The following is a 12,139-nucleotide window of genomic DNA, read 5'->3' as shown; positions in this document are numbered from 1 at the left end:
AAACGATCTACTACCATACGCACCCCCACCCACATTGCGCAAACCGCGCGTCCCGAACCGCCCGCTACACCGGCCCCACCTGCGGTGATACCTCAGGCGTCCGCATGGCCTCCAGCCCGTCCGGCACGCTCATCGCGTTGCTACGGAACTGTGCGGCAGGCGACTCGGACGGCCCCGGAGGCGGATCCGACGGCTCCGGATCGGGCGTGCTCGACGGCTCGGGGGTGGCCGACCCGGACGGTTCGGAAGGCCCCGAAGGCTCCGACGACGGCCCCGGCGGCTGCTGCGGCCCGCCGGATCCCGGCAGCGAGGGCATCGGTAGGTGTCCTCCCCGCGTCGGCAGCGGATCACTGGGCCCGGCGGCCGTCTGCCCGCGGCCGGGACCGGCCGAGGCGCCCACGGAGACGCTCGGGTCCGGCGATTCGGGGGCCTCTCGGTCGGAGTGCGCCTCCGCGCCGCTTCCGGAACGGGCCCGCCCCGTACCGGCCACCGTGGAACCGTCCGGTTCGGCCACCGAGCCCTTCGGCCGGGCCGACTGCGACGGGACCGGCTTCCCCCCGTCGTCGCTGATGCTCATGCAGCCGGTGGACGCGGCGATCGTCACTGCGGTGACGGCTGCCCATCGGACAGGGACGGACAAGGCGGGCGACTGACGCACGGGGCGGCACCTCCGGGGGCGGGGAGCGAAGCAGGGCGGGAACGGACGGGAGGGGGCGCTGTACCCAACTCCCGTTCCCCCGCAAGGGACACGCTCCGAGCCCCGATCCCGGACGCCCCTGCACCCCGCCCGACCCGAACGGCCGCTCCCTGTCCGCCCGTCGGCTCAGCCGTAACCCAGCGCGTGCAGCCGCTCGTCGTCGATGCCGAAATGGTGGGCGATCTCGTGGACGACCGTGATTTCCGTCTCGACGACCACATCCTCGCGCGACTCGCACATCCGCAGCGTCGGCCCCCGGTAGATCGTGATCCGGTCCGGCAGCACCCCGGCGTACCACTCACCGCGGTCGGTCAGCGGCGTGCCCTCGTACAGCCCGAGGAGCTCCGGATCGCCGGGGTCCGGTTCGTCCTCGACGAACACCGCGACGTTGTCCATCAGCCGCGTCAGCTCCGGCGGAATGCGGTCCAGGGCCTCGGCGACCAGTTCCTCGAACTCTTCGCGCGTCATCTCCAGCACCCCGCCATTGTCACGTAACCCCGCCCCCCGGCGGCCGCGCCCCACCATCCTCGCCCCGCATAGCCGCCCCGGTCCCCGGGCATACGCGCCCAATGCCCCGCGACCCGTTCCGCGCAGCAGCAACCGTCCTGGCCGGAGTGACCGCATCGGCCGACGCCCTGCGCCGGCACCGCTCCCGTCCCGCCGCCCCCGGAAACACCACCGCCCTCGCGCCCTGCCTCGGCAGCGCCCAGCACCCCTACGCCCGCGCGCTGGGCCTGGTCGCCGTCGTCGTGTTCGGTGCCTGGCTGGGGCTGCTGATCGTCGGGAGTGTCCGTACGCCCGTCGGGCCCATGGACACCACCATGACCCTGCGCCCCTCCCTCACCGGCGGCACGAAGATCAATGTGGCCCCGCTCGGCGCCCTGGAGCTGGACTCGCACATAGCCCCGGTCCGTCTCGACGTCGATGTCGACCGCCTCGACCCGGTGCGCTCCGAGGCTCTGGTCCAGCACCCCGAACGGCTCTCCGGTCTCCAGCAGGAAGTCACCGAGGACGTCTCCACCGGCGCCCGCGATCTCGCCCTGCGCTCCTGCACAGCCGTCGTCTCCGGCGCCACCGCGCTCGGCCTCGCCGTCTACCGCCGGCCGCGCCACGCCCTGGCCGCCGGCGGGCTCGCGCTGGCGCTCCTGGCCGCATCCGGCGTCAGCGCGTACGCCACCTGGAACCCGAAGTCCGTGCTGGAACCCAAGTTCTCCGGGCTGCTCTCCAGCGCTCCCTCGGTGGTCGGTGACGCCCGCTCGATCGTCACCGACTTCGACGTCTACCAGCGCGAACTGGCCCGGCTCGTCGCCAATGTGACCAAGTTGTACGACGCCACGTCGACGCTTCCCGTCTACCGGCCGGACCCCGCCACCCTCCGCGTCCTGCATGTCTCCGACATCCACCTCAACCCCGCGTCCTGGCAGATCATCGGCTCGCTGGTCCGGCAGTACGACATCGACGTGATCATCGACTCGGGCGACACGATGGATCACGGTTCCGCGGTCGAGAACGGCTTCCTCGACCCGATCCGCGATCTCGGCGCGCCCTACGTCTGGGTCCGCGGGAACCACGACTCGCGCATCACCCAGATGTATCTCGAGCGGTTCAAGAACGTGCACGTGCTGGACGACGGCCGGGCGGTGGATGTCGGCGGGCTGCGGGTGGCCGGCATGGGGGACCCCCAGTTCACCCCGGACCGCTCGCTGCCCGACCAGGGCGCGGCCGCCGAGCAGATGGCGGGCATGCGGCTCGCTTCCGCGCTGCGCGCCCAGGAGCAGGCCGGCACGCCGGTCGACATCGCCGTCACCCACGAGCCGGACGCGGCCCGCGAGACGGACGGCACGGTCCCGCTGGTCCTCGCCGGCCATGTGCACCACCGGCAGAACGAGCTGATGAGATTCGGCACCCGGCTCAAGGTCGAGGGCTCCACGGGTGGCGGCGGGCTGCGCGCCCTGCAGAACAAGAAGCCGGAAAAGGTGCGCGCCTCGGTGCTCTATCTGGACCGCACGACCCGCCGTCTGCAGGCCTGGGACGAGATCACACTCGGCGGGCTCGGCCTGACAACGGCCGAGGTCAGCCGCCATCTGCCGGAGGGGAAGCAACCCGGAGCGACCCCTTCGCCTATTCGGTTTGGCTGACACCGAAACGCCGTAGTACAGTCTCCGACGTGCCCAAGGGCGCCGGTCAGGGCTTGACCGTTCCGAGACCCCAGAGGTTGAAGAAGAAGCGGAACCTCTTGAGGGGAAGCGGAGTCAGATGCTTCTCACGTCCCTCTTCGGGGGGCGATAGACGCAGAAGTAGCAGTTCTGCCCTCATCGTCTAGTGGCCCAGGACGCCGCCCTTTCAAGGCGGTAGCACGGGTTCGAATCCCGTTGGGGGCACGCACCACCTTGTGCGACACTTAGTCGCACAACAGCTTGGTCCTGTGGAGCAGTTTGGAGTGCTCGCCACCCTGTCAAGGTGGAGGCCGCGGGTTCAAATCCCGTCAGGACCGCTGCAGCTCGTAAGTGCTGCGTGGCTGGGTAGCTCAGTTGGTACGAGCGATCGCCTGAAAAGCGATAGGTCGCCGGTTCGATCCCGGCCCCAGCCACCTCTCGAAGGCCCCGTCCACCGGATGGGGCCTTCGTCGTGTCAGACCTCTTCCCGGTCCGCGGAGTTCACGTCGCGGCGGCGCCACGTCCGTACCCCGAGAACCAGCAGCACCACCGCGAACGCGGTCACCAGCGCAATCGTGTCCGGCACCTGCTCGCCGATGCGCCGGGCCCACTGTTCGACGGCGAACGAATCGTCCACATCCAGCAGCCCGGGCAGCGCGGTCGTCCCGTCGTAGGCCAGGAACAGCGCGCCGAGCCCGATGAAGAGCAGCCCCGACAGCAGGGTCGTGGTGTGCAGTTCGAAGCGGCCGAGCCGGAGGGTCCGACCGCGCAGCCACGCCCGGCGACCGAGGTCGAAGCGTTCCCAGAGCAACGCGAGCAGAAACAGCGGAACGGCCATGCCCAGGGCGTACACGGCGAGCAGCAGTCCGCCGTAGACGGGGCTGCCGCTGACCGCCGCCACCGTCAGGACGCTGCCGAGAATCGGCCCGGCGCAGAAGCCGGCCAGGCCGTAGACGGCGCCGAGGGCATAGACCGATACGGCGGTCGTCGGCCTGATCCGGCCACTGAGCGCGGCGATCCGGCGCGAGGCGAAGCCGAGGCCCACGATCTGCGCCGCGCCGAGGACGATGATCAACCAGCCGGCTCCGAGGACGAGCTGGTCGCGGTGGCTGTAGAAGAGCCGTCCGGCAAACGAGCCGGCGGCGCCGAGCGGCACAAGGGTGGTGGCCAGACCGGCGTAGAAGATGCCGGTACGGGCCAGCAGTCGTGCGGCGGAGTCGATGGAGTAGGCGAAGAAGGCGGGCAGCAGCAGGGCGCTGCACGGGCTGACCAGAGCCAGCAGCCCGCCGAGCAGGGCGGCGAAGTAGCCGATGCCCGGGGTCACTTGTCGGCGCCCTTGGCATCCTTGGTGTTCCTGGCCCGGTCTGCCGCCGCGTCGATTGCCTGGGTGAAGACCTCCGTCGACTGGGCACCGGCGATCGGGCGGCCGTTGATCAGGAACGACGGGGTGGAGGTGGCGCCGATCCCGTATCCCTGCTCCTGGTCCTTGCTCACTGCGGCGGACGCTGCGGAACTGTCGGCGTCGCGGGCGAACCGGTCGAGGTCCGCCACCCCCGCCTGCTGGGCGAGGGCCTTCAGCCGGGCCTTGCCGAAGCCCTTCTCCTTGACCCCTTCGGCGTACGCGGCGGCGTGGAACTGCCAGAAGCGGCCCTGCTGTCCGGCGGCCCAGGCGGCGCGCGCGGCTGCCTCGGACTCGGCTCCGAAGATCGGGAAGTTGCGCCATTCGATGCGCAGGGTGCCGTTGCCGACGTACTTCTTCACCAGAGCGGATTCGGTGTCGCGGGCGAACTTGCCGCAGTAGCCGCACTTGAAGTCGGCGTACTCGATGAGGACGACGGGCGCGTCCGCCCGGCCCTGCGCCAGTTTGTCGCCGGGGTCGCGGCGGGCGAGCTTCGCCAGCTCGGGGTAGACGCCGGCATCCGGGTCGGCGGTGACCTCGGCGACGTACGGGGAATCGGAAGCCGAGTGGTCGGGGGCGGTGGCCCGGTAGGAGGCGTAGCCGAGCAGCGCGGCGGCGAGGACGACGCCGGTGCCGTAGAACTGCGGCTTCCTGGAGGACGGCTTCGGCGAGGGCGCTTTGGGCGTGGGCATGGCAAGCTCCGTGCTCGTGATGCGGGGTGGTGAGGGGACGACCGGGTGACGCAGGGCCGCCTAGACCCGCAGTACGAAGAGTTCCACCGGGGTGGGCCCGGCAGGCCCGGGGCCCCGCAACCCGACTTGTACGGGCGGCTCGACCGACCCCTGTCCGGCGGGCCCGGGCGCCTGCGACGCCCCGCCGCCCGACGCCGTCGCAGCCCCGCAGAAGAGCCCCGGTGCGACTGCGAGCACCGCCGCCGGGCAGCACCACTGCGCACGGGACACGGGACCAGCTTTCGACTGCGGTACGAAGATCGGTTGCCCGAAATGGTACGTGCTGTGACCCCGGGCTTCCCCACGGTCACCACGGCCGTGACGCAGACCGCGCAAAATATGTTCGCCGTTCCTCGGGCCCGGGTGCGATCCTGGGACCCGTATGTCTACTTCCTTTGCCGATCTCCAGTCCCAACTCGGACAGCTCTCGCTCCGCGACGCGCACCGGCTCGGCCGCCGCCTCGAAGGGGCGCGCCGGATCCGTAAGCCCGAGGCCCAGCAGACCGTGCTGGACGAGATCGCCGCCCAGGCCGGGAAGGCAGCCGAGCGGCTCGCAGGGCGCGCCGCGCGGGTGCCCGCTCTCTCGTACCCGGAAGAGCTTCCGGTCAGTCAGAAGAAGGACGAGATCCTGGAGGCGATACGCGGCCACCAGGTCGTGATCGTCGCCGGTGAGACCGGGTCCGGCAAGACCACGCAGATCCCCAAGATCTGCATGGAGCTGGGACGCGGCGTCCGGGGCATGATCGGGCACACCCAGCCGCGCCGGATCGCGGCCCGTACGGTCGCCGAGCGCGTCGCCGACGAGCTGAAGACCCCGCTCGGCGAGGCGGTCGGCTGGAAGGTCCGCTTCACCGACCAGGTGAACCCGGACGCCACGTATCTGAAGCTGATGACGGACGGCATCCTGCTGGCCGAGATCCAGACGGACCGCGAGCTGCTCGCGTACGACACGATCATCATCGACGAGGCCCACGAGCGGTCGCTGAACATCGACTTCCTGCTCGGCTACCTGGCCCGGCTGCTGCCCAAGCGCCCCGATCTGAAGGTCGTCATCACCTCGGCGACCATCGACCCCGAGCGCTTCGCCCGGCACTTCGGTGATGCACCGATCGTCGAGGTCAGCGGGCGTACGTATCCGGTCGAGGTGCGCTACCGGCCGCTCCTGGAGGAAGAGGGCGAGGACTCCGACCGCGACCAGATCACCGCGATCTGCGACGCCGTCGACGAGCTCCAGGCGGAGGGCCCCGGCGATGTCCTGGTCTTCCTCTCCGGCGAGCGCGAGATCCGCGACACCGCGGACGCCCTGAACAAGAAGAACCTCCGCCACACCGAGGTGCTCCCTCTCTACGCGCGCCTGTCGCACGCCGAGCAGCACCGGGTGTTCCAGCGCCACACCGGCCGCAGGATCGTTCTGGCGACGAACGTCGCCGAGACCTCCCTGACCGTCCCCGGCATCAAGTACGTGATCGACCCGGGCAACGCCCGGATCTCCCGCTACAGCCACCGCACCAAGGTCCAGCGGCTGCCGATCGAGCGGATCTCGCAGGCCAGCGCCAACCAGCGCAAGGGCCGCTGCGGCCGTACGTCGGACGGCATCTGTATCCGGCTGTACTCCGAGGACGACTTCCTGACCCGCCCGGAGTTCACGGACGCGGAGATCCTCCGTACGAACCTGGCGTCCGTCATCCTCCAGATGACGGCGGCCGGCCTCGGCGACATCGAGAAGTTCCCCTTCATCGACCCGCCGGACCACCGCAACATCCGCGACGGTGTGCAGCTTCTCCAGGAGCTCGGCGCACTGGACCCGGACGAGAAGGATCCGAAGAAACGGCTGACGCAGCTGGGACGGAAGCTCGCACAGCTGCCCGTCGACCCGCGCCTCGCCCGCATGGTCATCGAGGCCGACCGCAACGGCTGCACGCGCGAGGTCATGGTGATCGCCGCCGCGCTCTCCATCCAGGACCCGCGGGAGCGGCCCTCGGACAAGCAGACGCAGGCGGATCAGCACCACGCCCGCTTCAAGGACGAGACGTCGGACTTCCTGGCGTTCCTGAATCTGTGGCGGTACATCCGCGAGCAGCAGAAGGAGCGCGGCTCGTCCAGCTTCCGCCGGATGTGCAAGCAGGAGTATCTGAACTTCCTGCGCATCCGCGAATGGCAGGACATCTATGCGCAGCTGCGCACGGTCGCCAAGCAGATGGGCATGCATCTCGAGGAGCCCTCGGCGGACCTGGCCGCACCCGAGCAGGCGGTGCACACCTCGCTGCTGGCCGGGCTGCTGTCGCACATCGGGCTGAAGGACACCGAGAAGAACGAGTACCTGGGTGCGCGCAGCGCCAAGTTCGCGATCTTCCCCGGTTCGGCGCTCTTCAAGAAGCAGCCGCGGTTCGTGATGTCGGCCGAGCTGGTCGAGACGTCCCGGCTGTGGGCGCGGGTCAATGCCAAGGTCGAGCCGGAGTGGATCGAACCGCTGGCCCAGCACCTGCTGAAGCGCACGTACAGCGAGCCGCACTGGGAGAAGGACCAGGCGGCCGTGATGGCGTACGAGCGGGTCACGCTGTACGGCGTACCGATCGTGGCCCAGCGCAAGATCAATTTCGGCCGGATCGACGCGGAGACGTCCCGCGATCTCTTCATCCGGAACGCGCTGGTCGAGGGCGACTGGCGGACGCACCATCAGTTCTTCCACGACAACCGCAAACTCCTCGGCGAGGTCGAGGAGTTGGAGCACCGGGCGCGCCGCCGCGACATCCTCGTGGACGACGAGACGCTCTTCGACTTCTACGACCAGCGGATTCCCGAGCACGTCGTCTCCGGCGCGCACTTCGACTCCTGGTGGAAGCACAAGCGCCGCGACGAGCCGGACGCGCTCGACTTCGAGCGCTCGATGCTCATCAACGAGAAGGCCGGGGCCGTCACCAAGGACGACTATCCGGACTCCTGGCGGCAGGGGAAGCTCAAGTTCAAGGTGACCTACCAGTTCGAGCCCGGCGCGGACGCGGACGGTGTGACCGTCCATGTCCCGCTCCAGGTGCTCAACCAGGTCACCTCGGAGGGCTTCGACTGGCAGATCCCGGGTCTGCGCGAAGAGGTCGTCACCGAGCTGATCCGCTCGCTGCCCAAGCCGATCCGCCGGCATTACGTCCCCGCGCCGAACTACGCGGGCAAGTTCCTGGACCGGGCGGTGCCCCTGCAGGAGCCGCTGCCGGTCACGCTCGCGCGTGAGCTCCAGCGGATGGTCGGCGTCCCGGTCTCCGCCGAGGACTTCGACCTGTCCCGGATCCCGGACCACCTGATGATCACTTTCCGGATCGTCGACGAGCGGCGCCGCAAGGTGGCCGAGGACAAGGACCTGGAGGCGCTGAAGCTCCAGCTGCGCCCCAAGGCCCGTCAGGCCCTCTCCAAGGCCGCTGCGGCCACCGCGGGCCCGTCGGGCGAGTCCATCGAGCGGTCGGGCCTCACGGACTGGACGATCGGCACCCTGAACCGGGTCTTCGAGACCCGTCGGGCCGGCCAGCCGGTCAAGGCGTACCCGGCGCTGGTCGACCAGGGCGAGACCGTGGCCGTACGACTCTTCGACACCGAGGCCGAGCAGCTGCAGTCCATGTGGCACGGCACCCGGAAGCTGATCCTGCTGAACATCCCGGTGAACCCCGCCAAGTTCGCCTCGGACAAGCTGACGAACCAGCAGAAGCTGGCCCTGTCCCGCAACCCGCACGGTTCCATCCAGGCGCTGTTCGAGGACTGCGCGACGGCGGCCGCGGACCGGTTGATCGGCGCCCACGGCGGTCCGGCCTGGGACGAGGAGTCGTTCCGGAAGCTGTACGACAAGGTCCGCGCCGATCTCGTCGCACTGACCGAGCACACCGTCGCCCAGGTGCAGCAGGTGCTCGCCGCCTGGCAGGCCTGCGAGCGGCGCCTGAAGGCCACCAACAGCCTCGTCCTGGTCAACAACGTCACCGATGTGCGGGACCAGCTCGCGGCCCTCGTACCGCCGGGCTTCGTCACGAAGACCGGGCTGCGCAGGCTGCCCGACCTGATGCGCTATCTGGTCGCCGCGGACCGCCGGCTGCAGCAGATGCCGACGGCCGTCCAGCGCGACACCACGCGCATGGAGAAGGTCCACGAGATGCAGGACGAGTACGCCTGGCTGCTCGAACAGATGCCGCAGGGCAGGCCCGTTCCGCAGGAGGTCCTGGACATCCGCTGGATGATCGAGGAGCTGCGGGTCAGCTATTTCGCGCACGCCCTGGGCACCGCGTACCCCGTCTCCGACAAGCGGATCGTGAAGGCGATCGACGCCGCGGCGCCGTGACCCGGGCAACCTTGGGGGCGCAACCGAGCCACCACCAGGAGTGAGGTCGACCAGAGCCTCCAACCTCCTGTACAGTCTGTTTTCGCAGGCAGCCGCAAGGCAGCAGCGAAAACCTGGTCCTGTGGAGCAGTTTGGAGTGCTCGCCACCCTGTCAAGGTGGAGGCCGCGGGTTCAAATCCCGTCAGGACCGCAGTAACGAAAGCCCGGATCCTCAAGGATCCGGGCTTTCGCGTGTCTTGACTCCGGCAACTGCCAACGAGTACTCAGACAACAGGGACTGTCCCTGTTCCACAGCGCGGGGCAGCGCGTTCCACCGGGGGGTGGCGCGGATGGCGGCATCCACAGCGAGGCACGAGACCCGCGCACTGCTGCGCGCCCATCTGGCGGCCGCTTCCGGCTACCGGCATCTCACCCGGCACTGCCCGATCTGCCATCGGCTCCTGCGGCTCGCCATGGAGCCCGCCGCCGACTCCATGGAACCCATTACGGGCTTCCTGGAGTACGTGACGGCCTCCGGGTCCACGCACCCCCCGGAACCACCCACCCTGCCCGGCGAGGCGTCAGCGGCCGCTGTGGACACCGCCGCAGTCGCCGCGCCCGCCCATGCCTCCGGCGCGTCGGCCGGCGAGGTGAAGGCCGAGGAGGAAACTCCCGTCGCCCCATGACCAAGGGTGCGGAATTCCCTTTCTCAGCAGTGGCAGGCTCGATCCTGGCAAGACATGGACTGTGTGACGGGAGTCACTGCATGAGTTTTGAGAAAGGGTGACTTTACACCCTTCCTACAACTGGCGAATTTAATATGTGCAATTGCACCACTCGGGCTGGGTCACTGGGGGGCCGCCGAAAGAGCACTCAGGGGACCGTCCGGCAGGGCCGGCAGGCACGCGTGACGGCCGGCACCGAGCCGGCACCGAAGCCGACACACAGCCGATCCCGGGTCACCTCACAGGACCGACCACCCGCCGTGCGGGCACAAAAAAGATCGCGCTGGACCCGGCGGAGTCCAGCGCGATCGAACGACGCACCCGTATGACATAGGTATGGCGCCCGTTGGGGCGGACGCCCGTCGTGTGGAGCTATGGGTGGGCAAACGCGGGTTGGGGGACCCGGGCAGCCCGGTTGTGGCGCGGCGACAGGGGTGTGTCAGGCCTCGCTGCGCTGCTGCGGAATACCCGCAAGCAGTGCGCGGACCTCTGCCTCGCGGTACCGGCGATGTCCACCGAGCGTGCGGATGGACGTGAGCTTGCCTGCCTTGGCCCAACGGGTGACCGTCTTCGGGTCCACGCGGAACATCGTGGCAACCTCAGCCGGGGTCAGCAGCGGCTCGGCATCAGGGGTGCGAGCGGTCATGAGCGGCCTCCTCGGGAGAACCGAACCATCTCGGTTCTTTCCTCTAAATTCTGCACCTTGACCCACGTTGCCCGAAATGGCGGACGCGGGCCGAGTCGGTTATAGGACGAACGGCTTGTCCTCGGCACTACAACTACACCATCCGTCCAGCCACGTCGGCCAAACCGATGGAATTGCCCTCCCAGGTGTTCATCAGCGACGGAAGCCGATGGACCATGCCATAGCGGACAGTCACACCACCGTGACGATCAGTCACAGAGCGATCAGGAGTCACCAGACCCCCCATAGCGTGCAATGCTGAGCATTCCGCCCATACTTGGACGGAAGAAGTCCTCCCCGGACTCCTTGTCCTATTTTGGCACGAGGAGTAGGGAAGGGCGCAAGGGCCCAGTTAGTGCTATCCGTCACCCTTGAGGCAAAGGCCCGGTTCGGGACGTAGGTCCTGGAGCCACTGGAGTTAGCTCCCGCCCCTTCGCCCTCACTGATCTCACGAGTCACACGGGACAGCGGTTCAGCGCCTTCTCCGACCGGCCGGGATCAGTTCGCGAACTGACGGTCCCTCACGGCACGCCACCGCTCGGCCAGCCGCCCGTACGCCTCGCCCGCGCCCTCGGTGTCACCGGCCCGCAGCGCCGCGATGCCCTCGGCGACATCCAGGGCCGACCGGTCCTCGGCGAGCTGCTTCGCCGACAGCGCGTGCACCAGGCCGCCGTAGTCCAGCTCGACCAGCGCACGCGGATGGAACTCCTCCAGCCAGCGCCCGACGTCCACCAGCCCCTCGGTCAGCGGACCCTCGTCGACGCTCTCACGCAGCGTCTTCAACCCCCGGGCCAGCCGGCGCCGCGCCTGCACCATCGGAGTCCGGTAACGCAGCACCGGCGCTCCCCCGTCCGCGGCCGCCCCGGTGTGCTCGCGCTCCTCGTCGGCGAAGAGGACGAACCAGCGCACCGGGACCTGCCACACCGCGGTTCGAATCCACGGCCGGGCGTCCGGATTGCGCTCCGCCCACCGCTCGTGGTCCGCGACCGCCTGCCCGCGCACCACCGGCGGCAGCACCGCGTCGAGCACCGGAGCCGGGAACATCTCCGCCAGCTCCCCCAGTGCCAGCCAGCCGCGCAGCCGGGTCCGCCACGGGCAGACGCAGACCACGCCGTTCACCTCGGCGACGAACGCGTCCCCGCTCTCGTGCACCGGCACCCCGACCGGCGGGGTGGCCACCAAGTCCGCCAGCGAACGGCGCAGTTCGTCCTGGGCCGTGGGGATACGGGCGCGCCCCGCATACCGGGCCCAGTGGGTGCGTTCCGGCTCCGGGAAGGCGGCCAGCGGTTCGTACACCCGGAGGTAGGACGCGTAAGGGACGAGCACCGAAGACACCACCGACATGCAGCAAATCGTGTCACGCCCGTACTCCGCCGGGGGGTGATCCTCGGCACTGAAACAGATCTCCGTCCGCGCAGGACTTACGCTCTTGCCCAGTCGGACCGGCCGTGG

Annotated in this window: 9 protein-coding genes and 4 tRNA genes; 8 read left to right on the top strand and 5 right to left on the bottom strand. The window is 69.3% G+C overall.

Annotation, left to right across the window (positions count from 1 at the left end; all coding sequences use genetic code 11):
- Positions 1 to 104 precede the first annotated feature (104 nt).
- Entirely contained in the window at positions 105 to 653 is a 549-nt protein-coding gene (locus OHA03_RS47830; protein ID WP_323181213.1) for a hypothetical protein, read from the top strand.
- Positions 654 to 823: 170 nt separating this feature from the next.
- On the opposite strand, the gene OHA03_RS14840 is transcribed toward OHA03_RS47830, so the two are convergent.
- Entirely contained in the window at positions 824 to 1,174 is a 351-nt protein-coding gene (locus OHA03_RS14840) for a metallopeptidase family protein (protein ID WP_267004328.1), read from the bottom strand.
- 92 nt (positions 1,175 to 1,266) lie between these two features.
- Between OHA03_RS14840 and OHA03_RS14835 the strand changes: the two genes are divergently transcribed.
- From OHA03_RS14835 to OHA03_RS14820, 4 genes are all read left to right on the top strand, one after another.
- Complete coding sequence (locus OHA03_RS14835) at positions 1,267 to 2,835, top strand: metallophosphoesterase (protein ID WP_267004327.1); 1,569 nt, start codon at positions 1,267 to 1,269, stop codon at positions 2,833 to 2,835.
- Between the two features lie 170 nt (positions 2,836 to 3,005).
- Positions 3,006 to 3,078 (top strand) — tRNA-Glu (locus OHA03_RS14830).
- A 38-nt stretch (positions 3,079 to 3,116) separates the two neighbouring features.
- Positions 3,117 to 3,191: transfer RNA gene (locus OHA03_RS14825), tRNA-Asp, on the top strand.
- Positions 3,192 to 3,213: 22 nt separating this feature from the next.
- Positions 3,214 to 3,287 (top strand) — tRNA-Phe (locus OHA03_RS14820).
- A 41-nt stretch (positions 3,288 to 3,328) separates the two neighbouring features.
- Here OHA03_RS14820 and OHA03_RS14815 read toward each other — a convergent pair.
- Together OHA03_RS14815 and OHA03_RS14810 are read right to left on the bottom strand one after the other, a co-directional pair.
- Positions 3,329 to 4,177 carry a cytochrome c biogenesis CcdA family protein gene (locus OHA03_RS14815; RefSeq protein ID WP_267004326.1) on the bottom strand — a complete coding sequence of 283 codons (849 nt, stop codon included), beginning with the start codon at positions 4,175 to 4,177 and terminating at the stop codon, positions 3,329 to 3,331.
- Positions 4,174 to 4,944 (bottom strand): thioredoxin domain-containing protein, encoded by a 771-nt coding sequence (locus tag OHA03_RS14810; RefSeq protein ID WP_267004325.1) that lies wholly within the window; start codon positions 4,942 to 4,944, stop codon positions 4,174 to 4,176. The genes OHA03_RS14815 and OHA03_RS14810 overlap by 4 nt, the downstream gene beginning before the upstream one ends.
- Positions 4,945 to 5,365: 421 nt before the next feature.
- Here OHA03_RS14810 and hrpA point away from each other — a divergent pair, with 421 nt between their 5' ends.
- From hrpA to OHA03_RS14795, 3 genes are all read left to right on the top strand, one after another.
- Positions 5,366 to 9,298: an ATP-dependent RNA helicase HrpA gene (hrpA, locus tag OHA03_RS14805; protein ID WP_267004324.1), complete on the top strand. Its 3,933-nt coding sequence runs from the start codon at positions 5,366 to 5,368 to the stop codon at positions 9,296 to 9,298.
- Between the two features lie 115 nt (positions 9,299 to 9,413).
- Positions 9,414 to 9,488 (top strand) — tRNA-Asp (locus OHA03_RS14800).
- A gap of 139 nt (positions 9,489 to 9,627) precedes the next feature.
- Positions 9,628 to 9,963: a DUF6274 family protein gene (locus OHA03_RS14795; protein ID WP_267004323.1), complete on the top strand. Its 336-nt coding sequence runs from the start codon at positions 9,628 to 9,630 to the stop codon at positions 9,961 to 9,963.
- A gap of 478 nt (positions 9,964 to 10,441) precedes the next feature.
- Here OHA03_RS14795 and bldC read toward each other — a convergent pair whose 3' ends face one another.
- Positions 10,442 to 10,648 carry a developmental transcriptional regulator BldC gene (bldC, locus tag OHA03_RS14790; RefSeq protein ID WP_003949541.1) on the bottom strand — a complete coding sequence of 69 codons (207 nt, stop codon included), beginning with the start codon at positions 10,646 to 10,648 and terminating at the stop codon, positions 10,442 to 10,444.
- A 537-nt stretch (positions 10,649 to 11,185) separates the two neighbouring features.
- Positions 11,186 to 12,031, bottom strand: a complete 846-nt coding sequence (locus tag OHA03_RS14785; protein WP_267004322.1) for a hypothetical protein — start codon at positions 12,029 to 12,031, stop codon at positions 11,186 to 11,188.
- Positions 12,032 to 12,139: the final 108 nt, after the last annotated feature.

Source organism: Streptomyces sp. NBC_00154 (assembly GCF_026342835.1).
Classification (GTDB): domain Bacteria; phylum Actinomycetota; class Actinomycetes; order Streptomycetales; family Streptomycetaceae; genus Streptomyces.
This window is presented reverse-complemented; position numbering and strand designations above follow the sequence as displayed.